Below are 16,082 nucleotides of genomic sequence, written 5' to 3' on the forward strand. Positions count from 1 at the left end.
CGAGCGGCGCTCACAGCCAGCCGTTGCGCTTCAGCACCCGGTGGATGCCCACGCACATGCCGATGGTGAGGCTCAGGACCAGCGGGTAGCCGTACTTCCAGTGCAGCTCCGGCATGTTGTCGAAGTTCATGCCGTACACGCCCGTCACCATCGTCGGTACGGCGATGATCGCGGCCCAGGCGGTGATCTTGCGCATGTCCTCGTTCTGCGCGACTGAGGCCTGCGCCAGGTTGGCCTGGAGGATGGAGTTGAGCAGCTCGTCGAAGCCGATGACCTGCTCCTGGACCCGGGCGAGGTGGTCCGCGACGTCCCGGAAGTACTTCTGGATGTCCGGGTCGACCAGCCGCATCGGCCGCTCGCTCAGCAGCTGCATGGGCCGCAGCAGCGGCGCGACCGCCCGCTTGAACTCCAGTACCTCGCGCTTGAGTTGGTAGATCCGCGCCGAGTCCACACCGCGCGAGACCTTGCCGCCCGGACCCGGCGAGAAGACCTCGGTCTCCACCTCGTCGATGTCGTCCTGCACGGCGTCGGCGACCGCGATGTAGCCGTCGACGACGTGGTCGGCGATGGCGTGCAGCACCGCCGAGGGGCCCTTGGCCAGCAGCTCCGGGTCGTCCTGGAGGCGGTGGCGCAGCGCCCGCAGCGAGCCCTTGCCGCCGTGCCGGACGGTGATGAAGAAGCTCCGGCCGGTGAAGCACATCACCTCGCCGGTCTCCACGACCTCGCTGCTGTCGGTGAGCCGGTCGTGCTCGACGTAGTGGATGGTCTTGAAGACGGTGAAGAGCGAGTCGTCGTAGCGCTCCAGCTTCGGGCGCTGATGGGCCTGCACCGCGTCCTCGACGGCCAGCGGGTGCAGCCCGAACTCGCCCGCGATGCCGGCGAATTCGGCCTCGGTCGGCTCGTGCAGCCCGATCCAGACGAAGCCGCCGTCGCGGCGCACCTGGCGCATCGCCTCGTGCGGGCTCAGCGGCTTGCCGCTCTCGACCCGGCGGCCGTCGCGGTAGACGGCGCAGTCCACGACGGCCGAGGAGGTGCCGGGGTCGCGGGTGGTGTCGTACGGGGCGGTGTCCCCCCGCAGCGAGGAACGGGACGACGAGCGGACCACGGCGCGCAGGTCGCGGATCATCGACATGGGCGGGCTCCTTCGCGGGCAGGCAGCGAGAGCGCGTGACGACGGGTGGAACTACCCGGAATGAGGACGGTCCTGGCCACGGGATGTTTGGCACGTCCACAAAGCGGGGAGCACCGCACCGTCGCGGTGGCGACTTCGCTGCTGATGCGGAACTGACGTTGATCAGACGGATCAGGCGAGGCGAAACGAAGTGCTCTTCCGAAGGGCAACGCGCGCGGGAAGGCGGCAGCGGCCAGCCAGAGACCAGATCAGCGGGCGGAAGAGCGAGTGGTACTACCAGGTCGACTTCGATCCATGACAGCCCCACCTCCTCCGGCCGGTCCCTCGTGAGGGAGTCTCTTCGTGGGCTCAGATTAGCAGCCGCCCGAACTGTCAAGGCGCCGCTTTGCCCGTCACTGACGAGTTCTATGCTCGCCGCATGGTCGATGTTCTTCCTCTGGTCGAGGCACGGTTGAGCACCGCGCTGGGCGAACCGGACGCGCGCGCCGCCGTCACCTTCCTCGGCACGGACCGCGTCGAGGTGCTCCGGTTCCGGGAGGGGGACCTCCTGCGGTACGCCACCCTCGGCATGTCCCAGCACCCCATGACCGACCCCACGGCGGCGGTCGCGGACCCGGTCAAGGGGCCCCGCGCCGAGCTGGTCCTCTCGGTCCGCGCGGGCCGGGCGGACACCGACAAGGTGCTGCGCCCGCTCGCCGTGCTGGCCGCGTCCCCGCAGGTGGAGGGTCTGATCGTGACGCCCGGCGCCTCCCTGGACACCGGCGAGCCGCTGTGGCCCGGCGCCCCCTTCACCTCGGTGCTGGTGGGCGAGCCCGGCGGGCTGGTCGAGGATCTGGAGCTGGACGACCCGATGGATCCCGTACGGTTCCTGCCGCTGCTGCCGATGACCCCGAACGAGGCCGCCTGGAAGCGGGTGCACGGCGCCCAGGCCCTCCAGGAACGCTGGCTCGCCCAGGGGACGGACCTGAGGGACCCGGCCCGCGCGTCCGTCCCGCTGGACTGAACCCGGCGTGACCGAACTCACCAACGCGCGGCTGATTCCGGTCAGTTGGCGAACGCGCTGACACCGTCCTCCGTGGCGTGCGCCACGTTCCGCTCCGCCACCTCGTGGGTGAGGGCGCGGCGCCGTACGACGACCACGGCCGCGCCCAGCAGCGCGGTGATCCCCGCGACCACGAACGGGACGTGGATGTCCGTCCACTCCTCGATCTTCGGCGCGAAGTAGGGGGCCGCGGCGGCCGCGAACCAGCGGACGAAGTTGTAGCCCGCGCTCGCCACCGGGCGTGGGGCGTCCGAGACGCCGAGGGCCAGCTCGGTGTACACGGTGTTGTTCACGCCGATGAGGGCGCCGGACAGGACCGTGCAGACGACGGCCGTGGTGTGGTCGCCGTAGCCGAGGACGAGGACGTCCGCGGCGAGCAGCACCAGCGAGCCGCCGAGCACCTTCAGCGAGCCGAGGCGGGCCTGCATGCGCGGGGCCACGATCACCGAGAAGACGGCGAGCAGCACGCCCCAGGCGAAGAACACCGCGCCCGAGCGGTACGGCGTCATGTTCAGCACGAACGGCGTGAAGGCCAGCACCGTGAAGAACGTGTAGTTGTAGAAGAAGGCGGAGACCGCCGCCGAGGCGAGGCCGCCGTGGCCGAGCGCCCTGATCGGGTCGAGCACCGAGGTCTTCCGGGCCGGCTTCGGCTGTTCCTTCAGGAACATCGTGATGCACAGGAAGCCGATCGCCATCAGCGTGGCCGTCCCGAAGAACGGGTAGCGCCAGCTGACGTTGCCGAGGATCGCGCCGAGCAGCGGGCCGCAGGCCATGCCGAGGCCGAGCGCGGACTCGTACAGCAGGATCGCCGCCGCGCTCCCGCCGGCCGCGGCACCGACGATGACCGCGAGGGCGGTCGACACGAACAGGGCGTTGCCGAGGCCCCAGCCCGCCCGGAAGCCGACCAGCCGGCCGACGGTGTCCGACGTGCCGGCCAGGCCCGCGAAGACGACGACGAGGGCGAGGCCGAGCAGCAGGGTCCCGCGGCCGCCGATCCGGCTGGAGACGAAGCCGGTCAGCAGCATCGCCACCGCGGTGATCAGGAAGTACGAGGTGAAGAGCAGGGACACCTGGCCGGCCGTGGCGTGCAGGCCCCGTGCGATGGACGGCAGGATCGGGTCGACGAGTCCGATGCCCATGAAGGCGACGACGGAGGCGCCGGCCGTGGCCCATACGGCCTTCGGTTGTCGCAGCAGGTCCATCTGTGTCTCCCTTTGCCTCTCTCCACTAAGTTAGTTCGCCTAATAAATGTAATATGCATACAGTTGCTCGCGTCAAGGGTTCCGTCCGGACGGGTGATCGTCCTTGACGTGGGCGGGCAGGGGTAGGACCGTGGGGCCCTATGAGGGGCGAACCCAGTTGCCCGAGGTGTGGTGGCCGGGTCAGGGCGCCCGGTCTCTTCGCCGATTCGTGGCAGTGCGACGTGCACGGCACGGTGTATCCGCTGCAGCCCGTGATCCCGCCCAGCGTCGAAGCCCTCGCCGCCGTTGTGCCGCGCACCCACGTCCCGGTGTGGATGCCCTGGCCGCTGCCGGTCGGCTGGCTCTTCACGGGGGTGGCCTACGCGGGCGACGACCGCAGCGGGGGCCGCGCCACCGCCGTGGCCTGCACCGGCCCCGGCCCGCTCGGCGGCCCGGCCGAACTCGTCCTGGTCGCCGAGGAGCTCGGCGTCGGCCTCGGCGCGCGCTACGCGGGCATCGACGGCCCGGACCCGGGGCCGTACATGAACATCGAGAAGCCGCCCGACGCCAAGGTGCTGGCCGTCGGCCGCCCGACCCCGCTCTGGCACGTCTTCCGCACCCCCGAGGACCGCGCGGTCTTCGCGGGCGAGGCGCTCGGCATGTGGCTGTGGGCGGTGATGTGGCCCGAGCAGACCGGGCTGCTCATGTACGACGAACTGGTGCTGACGGATCTGCGGGACGCGGGGGCGGAGCTGGATCTGGTGCCCTGCGGAGCGTTGTCGCCGCGCTTGCTTCGGCCGTAGGCCTCTTAGGGGCTCGAAGTACCGGTACCATCGACTGTCCCCCCTTTGAATCGTCGGTGTCTGGAGTTCTTGTGCGTATAGACCTGCACTGTCACTCCACGGCTTCCGACGGTACGGACACCCCGGCCGAGCTGGTGCGGAACGCTGCCGCCGCCGGGCTGGACGTCGTCGCGCTGACCGATCACGACACCACGCGCGGGTACGGCGAGGCGATCGCCGCGCTGCCCGCGGGGCTGACCCTGGTCACCGGGGCCGAGCTGTCCTGCCGTGTCGACGGCGTGTCCATGCACCTGCTGGCCTACCTCTTCGACCCCGAGGAGCCCGCGCTCCTCGCCGAGCGGGAGCTGGTGCGCGACGACCGGGTGCCGCGCGCCCGGGGGATGGTCGCGAGGCTCAACGACCTCGGGGTGCCGGTCACCTGGGAGCAGGTCGAGCGGATCGCCGCCGGCGGTTCCGTGGGGCGGCCGCACGTCGCCACCGCGCTCGTCGAGCTGGGCGTCGTCCCGACCGTGAGCGACGCGTTCACCGAGGAGTGGCTGGCCGACGGCGGGCGGGCCTTCGTCCAGAAGCACGAGACCGACCCGTTCGAGGCGATCCGGCTGGTCAAGAACGCGGGCGGGGTCTGTGTCTTCGCGCATCCGGCCGCCGCCAAGCGGGGCCGGACCGTTCCCGAGGCGCGCATCGCCGAGATGGCGGCGGCCGGTCTGGACGGCGTCGAGGTCGATCACATGGACCACGACGCCGACGCGCGCGACCGGCTGCGGGGGCTCGCGAAGGACCTGGACCTGCTGGTCACGGGCTCCTCGGACTACCACGGCAGCCGCAAGACCGTCGCGCTCGGCGCGTACATGACCGACCCCGAGGTGTACGGGGAGATCACGCGACGCGCCACCGGCGCGTTCCCGGTGCCGGGCACCGGCGGAGCCTGACGCCGAGGCCGGCACCGGCCCCACCGACTCACGCCCGTATCACTTCTTTCCGCAAGGCCTGCTTCCGCATGTTCGACATCGCCGTCTTCGGCTCCCTGTTCCTGACCCTTTTCGTCATCATGGATCCCCCGGGGATCACCCCGATCTTCCTCGCCCTGACCGCCGGACGGCCGGGCAAGGTGCAGAAGCGGATGGCCTTCCAGGCCGTCTGCGTGGCGTTCGGCGTCATCGCCGTCTTCGGCGTGCTCGGGCACCAGATCCTGAACTACCTGCACGTGTCCGTGCCCGCGCTGATGATCGCGGGCGGTCTGCTGCTCCTGCTGATCGCGCTGGACCTGCTCACCGGCAAGACCGACGAGCCGAAGCAGACGAAGGACGTGAACGTCGCCCTCGTACCGCTCGGCATGCCGCTGCTCGCCGGGCCCGGGGCGATCGTGTCCGTGATCCTGGCCGTGCAGAAGGCCGGCAGTGTGGCCACGCAGATCTCCGTGTGGTCCGCGATCCTCGCGATCCACGTCGTCCTGTGGCTGGTGATGCGTTACTCGCTGCTGATCATCCGGGTCATCAAGGACGGCGGTGTCGTCCTCGTGACGCGACTCGCGGGCATGATGCTCTCCGCGATCGCCGTGCAGCAGATCATCAACGGGATCACTCAGGTGATCCGGGGGAGCTGAGCCATCCTCGGCCCGGCTCCCCCGGAAAGTGTGAGTGCGGTCGTCCCGTTACGAGGCCGGGGTCTCGGCCGGGCGGATCCACAGGCGCTGTCCGATGGCGGCGGCCTGCTGAACGATCCGGTTGACGGAGGCGGCGTCCACGACGGTGCAGTCCACGGTGGTGCCGTCGACCTCGTCGAGTCGCCTGATCTCGAAGCGCACGGGCTTCTCCCTTCGTCTGGTCATCCTCCTGCGGAGAACTACTGGTGACGTTGCTGTCGTACGTCCTAGTCAACGCGCTTCATGTTACAAACATTCCCTACGCTAATGAAATTTTTCGAACGGCTAATTACTGGCAGGTAAGGGACTGATCGGGACCGGTTGTGTTCGCAGTGTGACCACCGGGACAATGGGGGCGATGAGTGACGACCCGGCGGCCCTGGCCGCCCGCATCGACCGCACGAACGAGCTGCTGGAGCGCATGCTCGCCGAGGTGGCGAAGACGCCCTCCACACACGCGATCTTCGTCGACGCGGGCTATCTGTACGCGGCCGCGGGCCGGCTGGTCGCCGGCACCGAGGACCGCCGGGCCTTCGACCTCGACGCCGAGGGGCTGATCGACGCGCTGATCGACAAGGCCCGCACGATCTTCGCGGACAGCCGGCTGCTGCGCGTCTACTGGTACGACGGCGCCCGCCGCCGCATCCACACCGCCGAGCAGCAGACCATCGCCGAACTGCCCGACGTCAAGGTCCGTCTCGGCAACCTCAACGCCAACAACCAGCAGAAGGGCGTCGACTCGCTGATCCGCACGGACCTGGAGTCGCTCGCCCGCCACCGCGCCATCAGCGACGCCGCCCTCCTCGGCGGGGACGAGGACCTGGTCTCGGCGGTCGAGGCCGCCCAGGGCTACGGCGCCCGGGTCCACCTGTGGGGCATCGAGGCGCCCGACGGCCGCAACCAGGCCGAGCCCCTGCTCTGGGAGGTCGACAGCCAGCGCACCTTCGAGCTGGAGTTCTTCAAGCCGTACGTCTCGCGCCGTACCGCCGCCGCGTACGACGCCTCCGCCGGGGCCCGGCCCAGCCGCGAGGACGTCCGCTTCGTCGGCGCCCAGATCGCGGCGAAGTGGCTGGCCTCCCGGGGTCGCGACGCGCTGGTCGAGCTGCTGCCCGGCCACCCCTATCTGCCCGGCTCCGTCGACCAGGACCTGCTGGTCGAGGCCGAGGGCCTGCTCCAGTACTCCCTGCGCGGCCAGGCCGATCTGCGCCGCGCCCTGCGCGACGGATTCTGGGAGCACGTGCAGACGCAGTACTGAGGCGGCGCTGGCGGGTGGACGCGTCGGCGGACGGTGATGCGTGGCGGGCGGTGGCACGTCGGCGGCCGGTGCCGAGTCCCCTGGTGTGGGGCGGGAGGGCACCGGCCGCAGTCTGGCCGCCGGGGCTGCGCCAGTGGTGCACCGGCGGTGACGCGGAGCCCGCCCTGTGGCCCCTTTCGGGAAGCGGAGGCGTGAACCGCTAGCTCACCCGGCTTTGTTCCTGTGGCCCATCCGCGAAAACCGGCCGGTAATTCGAATATTTCCAGCCAGTGCCCGCGAGGGGGTGTATCCACGTGGTCACTGGTGAGCACACTGGCAGGCCAGCGCCGCGCACCACCGAGCATGCAGGACTTACCTACACGCTTTCTACGGGAGATCTTTCGGAGTAAAGCCAACACCATTAATTACACTGACTGACTGTCAACAACGCCGGGGGATCCGCACCAGTGAACAAACGAGCACTGAAACGCCTGCTCAAGGACCGACGCGCACTCATCGCCCCCGAAGCCCACGGCCTCACACGCCCCACCGGACCCGGCCGGCGTGCCCCCGGCCTGTCCCAGCACCAGGTCGACCAGCTCGTCAACCGGGCCTTCGGCACGTACCACCGCCTGGAATCCGGCACGTATCCCCACGCGCCGGTCGACCTGCTGCGCGACATAGCCCGCCTGTTCGTGCTCAACGAGCAGGAGTGGATCTCGCTGTGCCGGTACGCGCGCGGCGAGGACCCGCCCAGCCCGCTCTACGACACCAGCGGCAACGCCGTCCCCTCCGTCTGGGAGGACGCCGTCGCCGCCGTGACGCACCCGGCCTACGTCACCGACGCCTCCTGGAACCTGCTCACCTGCAACGAGCAGTTCCACCGCCTCTTCGCGTCCGGGCGGGCCCCCGAGAACACCATGCGCTGGATGCTGATCGACGGTCGCGAGCAGCTCACCGACTGGCCGAACGCGTGGGCGCCGCTCGTCATGCCCCAGCTCCAGGCCGCGCTCGCACAGCGCCCCGAGGACAAGGTGCTGCGTGAGATCGAGCGGGAACTCCTCAGCGATCCCCTCGCCCGCCCGCTGTACGAAGTGGGTGGCGCTTCGGTCCACCCCGACGGCGACGAACGGCCGATCTGTCACGCGGCCGACGGTCCGGGCTGGGTGACGATGTGCGTGGCGCAGCCGATGTCGGCCCCCGGGGCGAGGTTCATGATTCTCATTTTTCGGCCAGGTCCGCGGCGATCAAGTCAGCGTCCTCCGATGCTTCAAGCTCGCTGAGCGCACTGAAATCCCCTTCCTTTGCCCGCGTTTGACGGGTGGCGCGAGAGCATGACCTGGACGGCAGGGAAACGAACCAGCCAACTTTGCCGTACTTTGACCTCCACCAGGTTACGCGTCCTAGGGGGGACCCATGCCCGTCAATATCGCCCGCCCGAGCACGGCCCTCGCCGCGCACAAGGTCACCACGGGCGAGATAGCCGACGACATCCGCACCCACCACCCCGACCATCCGCGCCTCGGCGCGATCCTCCGTGTCCTCGGCAACTGCGGTGTCGAGACCCGGTACTTCACCCAACCGCTGAACTCGCCCACCGTCAGCGGTACCGCCTCCATAGCGGAGCGCGCGCCCCGGGCCTTCGCCGACTCTCTCGACATGGCGGAACGCGCGGCCCGTTCCGCATTGCGGAGCCACGGCCTCGAACCGGGCGACATCACCGGCCTGATCACCACTCACGCCACGAGCTGGGCCGTACCCAACCTCGACATCCACCTCGTGGACCGCCTCGGCCTGCGCCCCACCGTCCGTCGCACCGCCCTGACGACCGGGGCCTGCGCGGGCGGCGCCACCGCCCTCGTTCGCGCGGTGGAGCAGGCGCTGCTGCACCCCGGCTCCCGCGTCCTCGTCGTCGCCGCCGAGGTGCTGTCCGCGGCCTACAACCACACGGACGCCAAGATCGAACACATGATCTACAAGGCGCTGTTCGGTGACAGCGCGGCCGCCACCGTCGTCAGCGACGAACCCCTCGGGCCCGGACTCACCCTCGACGGCCCGGAGGGGCTGTTCGAGTACGTCCTGCCGGGTTCGCTCGACTTCTACGCGGGTCGTATCGACAGCAGCGGTCTGCACTTCGACTCCACCAAGGCCGCGCTGGGCGGGGCCAGGCACGTCATCCCTGCCTTGGTCGACTGGCTGGGCGACCGCCCGGTAGCGGTCCCGGTCATCCACCCCGGCTCCCGGCCGATCATCATGGACACCGCCACGGCCCTCGGCCTCACCGAGGACGACGCCCGCCACTCGCTCGACACCCTGTCGGAAGAGGGAAACCTCGGAGGAGTATCGGTTCTCCGCGTCCTCGAACGCACCCACGGCCGCCCTCCGGCCGACGGCGAGCAGGCCCTGATCGTCGCCTACGGCCCCGGTTTCAGCGTCTGCGCCCTGCACGCCACGTGGACCGACTAGGACAGGGCGGTCAGAAGTGGCACACTGAAGACGGCTGTCCTGCTCTGCATCCCCCGTCGGGGCAGGGCAGTCGTCATGCGCCAGCGGCTCACACGGTGGCCACGGGCGGCACGTCCGCCGCACCCGTCGCGTCCGCCCCGTCCGCCGCGTCCCAGAAGTCGGCGACTGCCTCGGCCGTGGCGAGCGGCCGGTCGGTGTTGGGCGAGTGCTCCGCGTCCGCGACGACCGTGCGCCGGGCCCGCAGCCGTACCGCCATCGCGTCGAGCAGCGGCAGCGGCCAGGTGTCGTCCTTGTCGCCCGACAGCACATGGAACGGCAGCGGTACGGCGGTCAGCTCGGCGACCCGGTCCGGCTCCGTGCACAACTGGCGTCCGGTGGCGAGGAGTTGGGCGGGCCTGGTGCCCAGCCAGCGGCGCCGCAGATCGTCCCGGTCGTCGAGTCCGCCGTCGAGCGCGGCCGTCTCGGTCTCCTCGGGCGTCTCCATCGCCTGGATCGCGTCCCAGACGTCGGCCATGTCCATCACCGCGAGCGCGTCCCGCAACAGCTTCACGCGCTGCTGCTGGGACGGCGAGATCTGCGCCGGGCCCGACGCCATCAGGGTCAGCGACCGGAAGGGCGCGTGGTCCAGGAGCACGGCCGCGCGCGAGATCTGCCCGCCGAGCGAGTGCCCCAGCAGATGCACCGGGCTCCCGGCTCCGACGGCCTCCGCCTGCGCGAGCACGTCCTGCGCCAACTCGGCCTGGGCGTAGGCGCGTTCATCGGTCTCGGGTCCGGCGGACTCGAACTGCCCGCGCCCGTCGACGGCCACCGTCCGGTACCCGCGCCGCGCGAGCGGCACGTGCAGCGGATTGAAGTCCTCCTTGCTTCCGGTGAACCCCGGCAGCAACAGCGCGACCCCTCGGGGCTCCACCCCGTCGGCCACGGGCGCGTCGACGACGGCGAACTCCCCACGCGCGGTACGCAGCGCGTACGCACGCGCACCGGGGGGCGGGACGAAGGTGGCGGGCCTGCTCATGGGGAGAGGCTATCGGTCGGGCGACACACGGAACGGAGCGGGAGTGGCTACGCCGGACATGCGACGGCCCGGCCCACGGGGAGTGGGCCGGGCCGTCGGTGACGGGCGTTCCGGATCAGCCTTCGGCTGCCTCGACGACCGCCGTGGCCTTACGGGTCCGACGCCGCGGCTTGGCCTCCGGCTCCTCGGTGGCCTGCGCCGGGATCTCGGCGGTGGCCACCTCGGCGACGGCCTTGCGGGTCCGGCGTGCCTTGGGAGCGGCTGCCTCGACGGCACCGTCCGCGTCGGCGACCGTGGCGGCGGCCTTGCGGGTGCGACGCGGCTTGGCCTCCGCCTCCGCGGCCTCGGGCGCGGCGGCCGCCGTCTTCCGTGTGCGGCGGGGCTTGGCCTCGGCCTCCGGGGCCTCGGCTGTGGCGGCGGCCTTGCGGGTGCGGCGGGGCTTGGCCTCGGCCTCGGGGGTGTCGGTCGTCTCCGGGGCGGCGGCTGCCGTCTTGCGGGTGCGACGCGGCTTGGTCTCCGTGGCCTCGGCGGCTTCGACGGCGGTTGTGGCGGCCGTCTTCCGCGTGCGGCGGGGCTTGACCTCGGCCTCGGGGGTGTCGGTCGCGTCCGGCGCGGCGACTGCCGTCTTCCGTGTGCGGCGGGGCTTGGCCTCGGCCTCCGGGGCCTCGGCTGTGGCGGCGGCCTTGCGGGTGCGGCGGGGCTTGACCTCGGCCTCGGGGGTGTCGGTCGTCTCCGTGGCCGCGGCTGCCGTCTTGCGGGTCCGGCGCGGCTTGGTCTCCGTGGCCTCGGCGGTGTCCACCGCGGCCTCGGCGGCTGCGGCCGTCTTGCGCGTGCGGCGCGGCTTGGTCTCCGTGGCCTCGGCGGTGTCCACCGCGGCCTCGGCGGCTGCGGCCGTCTTGCGCGTGCGGCGCGGCTTGGCCGCCGGGGCGGGCTCGGCTGCCGTCTCGGCGGGCTCGGCCGTGGTGACGGCCTGCTCCGCGGCGGCCTCGGCGGCTGCCGTCTTGCGGGTCCGGCGGCGCGGCTTGGCCTCGGCCTCCGGGGTCTCCACGGTCACCGGCTCGGACGCGGACACGGTCTCGGTCACCGCCACGAGCGTCTCGGCCACGGGCTCGGCGGCAGGCGCCGGCACCGTCGGCTCCGCCGACTTGCGGGTCCGGCGGCGGCGCTGCTTCTCATCCGCTTCCGGGGCCTGCGGCGCGGCCGGAGCCGTCACCGCGTCGGCCACGACGGCGGACTCGGCCACGCTCTCGGCGGCCGCCACCGGCTGGCCCGCCGCTCCGCCGCGCGTACGGCGGCGGCGACGCAGGGCGCGGGGCGCCGTCTGGGCCTCCTCCGCCGGGCCGGACTCGGCGGCCGGCGCCGGAGCCGTCGTGGCGGCGGGGGTGCTGCCCGTGGCGTCCAGCGGGGCGCCACCGCGCGTCCGGCGGCGACGACGCGGCGTACGGGACGGACGCTCGCGCTCGGCCGCCGGGGCGGCAGCGGCGTCCGAACCGCCGCGGCCGCCACGGCCGTTGCGCTCACCCCGGTCACCCCGGTCACCCCGGCCGCCGCGACCGCGCGCACCGCGGCCACCGGTCTCGCCCAGGTCCTCCAGCTCCTCCGCGTCCAGACCGGCACGCGTACGCTCCGAGCGCGGAAGGATGCCCTTCGTGCCCGCCGGGATGTCGAGGTCGGAGAACAGGTGCGGGGACGTCGAGTACGTCTCCACCGGGTCGTTGAAGTCCAGCTCCAGCGCCTTGTTGATCAGCTGCCAGCGCGGGATGTCGTCCCAGTCGACGAACGTGATCGCCGTACCCTTCGCGCCCGCGCGGCCCGTACGGCCGATGCGGTGCAGGTACGTCTTCTCGTCCTCGGGGGACTGGTAGTTGATGACGTGGGTCACGCCCTCGACGTCGATACCGCGCGCGGCGACGTCGGTGCAGACGAGGACGTCGACCTTGCCGTTGCGGAAGGCGCGCAGCGCCTGCTCACGGGCGCCCTGGCCGAGGTCGCCGTGGACCGCGCCGGAGGCGAACCCGCGGCGCTGCAACTGCTCGGCGATGTCGGCGGCCGTGCGCTTCGTACGGCAGAAGATCATCGCCAGTCCGCGGCCCTCGGCCTGAAGGATGCGGGCGACCATCTCCGGCTTGTCCATGGAGTGACCGCGGTACACGAACTGCTTGATGTTCGCGACCGTCGCGCCCTCGTCGTCCGGCGCGGTGGCGCGGATGTGCGTGGGCCGGGACATGTAGCGGCGGGCGAGGCCGATGACCGCACCCGGCATGGTGGCCGAGAACAGCATGGTCTGGCGCTTGGCCGGCAGCATGTCGATGATCTTCTCGACGTCGGGCAGGAAGCCCAGGTCGAGCATCTCGTCGGCCTCGTCGAGGACCAGGGACTTGATGTGCTTCAGGTCGAGCTTCTTCTGGCCCGCGAGGTCGAGCAGCCGGCCCGGGGTGCCGACGACCACGTCGACGCCCTTCTTCAGTGCCTCGACCTGCGGCTCGTAGGCCCGGCCGCCGTAGATCGCCGTCACGCGCACGTTACGGACCTTGCCGGCCGTCAGCAGGTCGTTGGTGACCTGGGTGCACAGCTCGCGCGTGGGGACGACGACGAGGGCCTGCGGGGCCTCGGTGAGGGCCTCGGGGGCGGCGCGCCCGGCCTCGACGTCGGCGGGGACGGTGACGCGCTCCAGGAGCGGGAGACCGAAGCCCAGCGTCTTGCCGGTGCCGGTCTTGGCCTGGCCGATGACGTCCGTGCCGGAAAGGGCGACGGGGAGCGTCATCTCCTGGATGGGGAAGGGGTTGATGATGCCGACGGCTTCCAGGGCCTCGGCGGTCTCGGGAAGGATTCCGAGTTCACGAAACGTCGTAGTCAGGGTGCTGCCTCTTCTGTGTGGTGCGGTGCGAGGCGAGCGCGGGGGTCATGTCTGACCGTGCCGGGACGTCGGCTAGCCGTACGGGCGAACCACTCGGGCAAGCCGTAAGACACGGGACCTCTGCCGACGCTCTAGCGCTCGTACCGCTGAGGGTGTCCCTCCGGTCGTCGTACGTACTGAGCCGTACGGCCAGGGAGGGCTGTCGGGTCGGAGCCGATCGGGCCACCGACCGGGCATCCTCATGCGTGCGACCTGTCGGAGCACGTCGAATACTGTCAACGCACTCAGCAGGCGCATTACCACCATACCCCGGATTGGCGCACACGCGATGGCCGATTTGGTCACGTAGTCGTGGTCACACTGATCGGCCGGGCACTTCCGGGGTGGCGCGAGCGGGCTATTGTGCGGCTCATGACTAGCTCTGACAAGCCTGAGAAGGACTCCGTCGCACCCACGGGCATCGCCGCCCAGGACTGGGCGCAGGCCTCCGCCGACCCGCAGTACCGCGCGGCCGTCGTGGATCTGCTCGGCGCGCTCGCGTACGGGGAGCTGGCGGCGTTCGAGCGGCTCGCGGAGGACGCCAAGCTGGCGCCGACCCTCTCGGACAAGGCGGAGCTGGCGAAGATGGCCTCGGCCGAGTTCCACCACTTCGAGCGGCTGCGGGACCGGCTGACCGAGATCGGCGAGGAGCCGACGGCCGCCATGGACCCGTTCGTCGCGGCCCTGGACGGCTTCCACCGGCAGACCGCGCCGTCGGACTGGCTGGAGGGCCTGGTCAAGGCGTACGTCGGTGACTCGATCGCGAGCGACTTCTACCGGGAGGTCGCAGCAAGGCTCGACTCCGACACCCGCGAGCTGGTCCTCGCCGTCCTCGACGACACCGGGCACGCCGGGTTCGCGGTGGAGAAGGTGCGGGCCGCCATCGACGCCGACCCGCGCGTGGGCGGCCGGCTGGCGCTGTGGGCGCGGCGGCTGATGGGCGAGGCGCTGTCGCAGTCCCAGCGGGTGGTCGCCGACCGGGACGCGCTGTCGACGATGCTCGTGGGCGGGGTCGCCGACGGGTTCGATCTCGCGGAGGTCGGCAGGATGTTCTCGCGGATCACGGAGGCGCACACGAAGCGGATGGCTGCGCTGGGCCTGGCGGCGTAACGCCCTGTGGGGGTGGGTGCGGCGGGTTGCGCGGCTGCGGGTCCGTCGGGGCCGGTCGCGCAGTTCCCCGCGCCCCTACGCCGTCGCTGATCGGCGGATTCTGCCCGCCGGGCGCAGGAGCAGGGACAGGGAGGCGGCCGAGATGACGGCGGCGCCCACCAGGCTCAGCCACGCGGTGCCGGGGCCGAGGGCGGTCTGGGTGACGAAGTCGCCGAAGAGGGCTCCGGCGACGCCCGTCGAGAACACCAGCGGACGGGCCGGGAGCCGGTGGGAGAGGCGGTGTGCCGCCGCCCAGGCCAGGGCGAGACCGAGCACTGCGGACGCGAGTGCTTCCAAGATCATGTCGGGGTCCCTCCCGTGGCCGGTCTCCGCCTTGACGTTCGTAGCCCGTCATACCCGTGACCTGCGGACTGCAACCCTCCGCTGTGCGGGAGTTGTGGCCGACCTGTGTGCGAATCCCCCAAAGCAAGGGCCCGGCGGCCGAATTGCCGCCGGGCCCTTCTCACTGCATCGGCCTACTAGGCGCCGAAGCCCACCTTGCGCACGGTGGGCTGGCCGATCTCCACGTACGCCAGGCGGTCCGCCGGCACCAGGATCTTGCGGCCCTTCTCGTCCTGAAGGCTCAGCAGGGGCGTCTTTCCGGCCAGCGCGTCGTTCACCAGGCGCTCGACCTCCTCGACGCTCTGACCGCTCTCCAGAACGATCTCGCGGGGCGCGTACTGCACGCCGATCTTGACCTCCACGGCTATGTCCCTCCGACGGTCAGTGATGTGCGCGATCTTCCGCGCCGTACGCAGCACACATTAGCCCGGTGAGGGGACGTACACGCTGCGGGGCGGCACGCCATCAGCGAACAGCCGGCGGGAACAATCGGCGGTCAGTGGTGTTCGGTGCCGTGCAGCGGGAAGCCGGCGATGCCCCGCCAGGCCAGCGAGGCCAGCAGCTGTACGGCCTGGTCGCGCGGGACGCTGCGGTCGCTGTGCAGCCAGGAGCGGGCCACGACCTGGGCCAGACCGCCGAGGCCGGAGGCGAGCAGCATCGACTCCGCGCGCGACAGGCCCGTGTCCTCGGCGATGACCTCGCAGATCGCCTCGGCGCAGTCGTTGGTGACCTTGTCGACGCGCTCGCGCACGGCGGGCTCGTTCGTCAGGTCCGACTCGAAGACCAGCCGGAAGGCGCCGCCGTCGTCCTCGACGTACGCGAAATAGGCGTCCATGGTGGCGCGCACGCGCTGCTTGTTGTCCGTCGTGGACGCGAGCGCGGTGCGCACGGACTGGATCAGTGCTTCGCAGTGCTGGTCCAGCAGGGCGAGGTACAGGTCGAGCTTGCCCGGGAAGTGCTGGTAGAGCACCGGCTTGCTCACTCCGGCCCGCTCGGCGATGTCGTCCATCGCGGCCGCGTGGTAGCCCTGTGCGACGAAAACCTCCTGGGCGGCGCCCAGGAGCTGGTTCCGTCGGGCTCGGCGCGGCAGACGGGTGCCACGCGGGCGTGCCGCCTCAGTTTGCTCGATGGCTGTCACGCCGCCTCCCAAAGTCGTCCACATGCGGTGTCGGCCGCGCGG

General features: G+C 71.3%; 16 protein-coding genes. 8 read left to right on the forward strand and 8 right to left on the reverse strand.

The window, feature by feature from the left end; all coding sequences use genetic code 11:
- Positions 1-10 precede the first annotated feature (10 nt).
- Positions 11-1,132, reverse strand: coding sequence for a magnesium and cobalt transport protein CorA (locus ACFC8N_RS18750; RefSeq protein ID WP_356029081.1), 1,122 nt, complete (start codon positions 1,130-1,132; stop codon positions 11-13).
- 418 nt (positions 1,133-1,550) lie between these two features.
- Between ACFC8N_RS18750 and ACFC8N_RS18755 the strand changes: the two genes are divergently transcribed.
- Positions 1,551-2,135 (forward strand): suppressor of fused domain protein, encoded by a 585-nt coding sequence (locus ACFC8N_RS18755; protein ID WP_356029079.1) that lies wholly within the window; start codon positions 1,551-1,553, stop codon positions 2,133-2,135.
- A gap of 41 nt (positions 2,136-2,176) precedes the next feature.
- Here ACFC8N_RS18755 and ACFC8N_RS18760 read toward each other — a convergent pair whose 3' ends face one another.
- Positions 2,177-3,376 carry an MFS transporter gene (locus tag ACFC8N_RS18760; RefSeq protein WP_376288826.1) on the reverse strand — a complete coding sequence of 400 codons (1,200 nt, stop codon included), beginning with the start codon at positions 3,374-3,376 and terminating at the stop codon, positions 2,177-2,179.
- A gap of 140 nt (positions 3,377-3,516) precedes the next feature.
- Here ACFC8N_RS18760 and ACFC8N_RS18765 point away from each other — a divergent pair, with 140 nt between their 5' ends.
- From ACFC8N_RS18765 to ACFC8N_RS18775, 3 genes are all read left to right on the forward strand, one after another.
- On the forward strand, positions 3,517-4,158 hold the full coding sequence (locus tag ACFC8N_RS18765; RefSeq protein WP_356029077.1) for a DUF6758 family protein: 642 nt from the start codon (positions 3,517-3,519) through the stop codon (positions 4,156-4,158).
- 71 nt (positions 4,159-4,229) lie between these two features.
- Positions 4,230-5,087 (forward strand): PHP domain-containing protein, encoded by an 858-nt coding sequence (locus ACFC8N_RS18770; protein ID WP_376288827.1) that lies wholly within the window; start codon positions 4,230-4,232, stop codon positions 5,085-5,087.
- Between the two features lie 68 nt (positions 5,088-5,155).
- A complete protein-coding gene (locus ACFC8N_RS18775; protein ID WP_356029073.1) occupies positions 5,156-5,761 on the forward strand; it encodes a MarC family protein in 606 nt (201 codons plus the stop codon).
- Positions 5,762-5,809: 48 nt separating this feature from the next.
- On the opposite strand, the gene ACFC8N_RS18780 is transcribed toward ACFC8N_RS18775, so the two are convergent.
- Positions 5,810-5,986, reverse strand: coding sequence for a hypothetical protein (locus ACFC8N_RS18780; protein ID WP_177235293.1), 177 nt, complete (start codon positions 5,984-5,986; stop codon positions 5,810-5,812).
- Positions 5,987-6,149: 163 nt separating this feature from the next.
- On the opposite strand from ACFC8N_RS18780, the gene ACFC8N_RS18785 reads away from it, so the two are divergent.
- From ACFC8N_RS18785 to ACFC8N_RS18795, 3 genes are all read left to right on the forward strand, one after another.
- Positions 6,150-7,055 carry an NYN domain-containing protein gene (locus ACFC8N_RS18785; RefSeq protein ID WP_376288923.1) on the forward strand — a complete coding sequence of 302 codons (906 nt, stop codon included), beginning with the start codon at positions 6,150-6,152 and terminating at the stop codon, positions 7,053-7,055.
- Positions 7,056-7,501: 446 nt separating this feature from the next.
- Positions 7,502-8,317 carry an XRE family transcriptional regulator gene (locus ACFC8N_RS18790; protein WP_376288828.1) on the forward strand — a complete coding sequence of 272 codons (816 nt, stop codon included), beginning with the start codon at positions 7,502-7,504 and terminating at the stop codon, positions 8,315-8,317.
- Between the two features lie 133 nt (positions 8,318-8,450).
- Positions 8,451-9,500 carry a PhlD gene (locus ACFC8N_RS18795; protein ID WP_376288829.1) on the forward strand — a complete coding sequence of 350 codons (1,050 nt, stop codon included), beginning with the start codon at positions 8,451-8,453 and terminating at the stop codon, positions 9,498-9,500.
- An 88-nt stretch (positions 9,501-9,588) separates the two neighbouring features.
- On the opposite strand, the gene ACFC8N_RS18800 is transcribed toward ACFC8N_RS18795, so the two are convergent.
- Both ACFC8N_RS18800 and ACFC8N_RS18805 read right to left on the reverse strand, forming a co-directional pair.
- Positions 9,589-10,515 carry an alpha/beta fold hydrolase gene (locus tag ACFC8N_RS18800; protein WP_376288830.1) on the reverse strand — a complete coding sequence of 309 codons (927 nt, stop codon included), beginning with the start codon at positions 10,513-10,515 and terminating at the stop codon, positions 9,589-9,591.
- 115 nt (positions 10,516-10,630) lie between these two features.
- Positions 10,631-13,279: a DEAD/DEAH box helicase gene (locus ACFC8N_RS18805; RefSeq protein ID WP_376288831.1), complete on the reverse strand. Its 2,649-nt coding sequence runs from the start codon at positions 13,277-13,279 to the stop codon at positions 10,631-10,633.
- Positions 13,280-13,783: 504 nt separating this feature from the next.
- On the opposite strand from ACFC8N_RS18805, the gene ACFC8N_RS18810 reads away from it, so the two are divergent.
- The gene (locus ACFC8N_RS18810; protein ID WP_356029060.1) at positions 13,784-14,521 is read left to right on the forward strand and encodes a ferritin-like fold-containing protein; all 738 of its coding nucleotides are present in this window, start codon (positions 13,784-13,786) and stop codon (positions 14,519-14,521) included.
- Between the two features lie 75 nt (positions 14,522-14,596).
- Here the strand turns inward: ACFC8N_RS18810 and ACFC8N_RS18815 are convergent, their stop codons facing one another.
- From ACFC8N_RS18815 to ACFC8N_RS18825, 3 genes are all read right to left on the reverse strand, one after another.
- Positions 14,597-14,863, reverse strand: a complete 267-nt coding sequence (locus tag ACFC8N_RS18815) for a hypothetical protein (protein WP_356029058.1) — start codon at positions 14,861-14,863, stop codon at positions 14,597-14,599.
- 176 nt (positions 14,864-15,039) lie between these two features.
- Positions 15,040-15,264, reverse strand: coding sequence for a DUF3107 domain-containing protein (locus tag ACFC8N_RS18820; protein WP_071372925.1), 225 nt, complete (start codon positions 15,262-15,264; stop codon positions 15,040-15,042).
- Between the two features lie 134 nt (positions 15,265-15,398).
- Positions 15,399-16,040, reverse strand: coding sequence for a TetR/AcrR family transcriptional regulator (locus ACFC8N_RS18825; RefSeq protein WP_071372924.1), 642 nt, complete (start codon positions 16,038-16,040; stop codon positions 15,399-15,401).
- Positions 16,041-16,082 lie beyond the last annotated feature (42 nt).

Origin of the sequence: Streptomyces sp. NPDC055966 (assembly GCF_042269865.1) — a bacterium.
Taxonomy (GTDB): domain Bacteria; phylum Actinomycetota; class Actinomycetes; order Streptomycetales; family Streptomycetaceae; genus Streptomyces.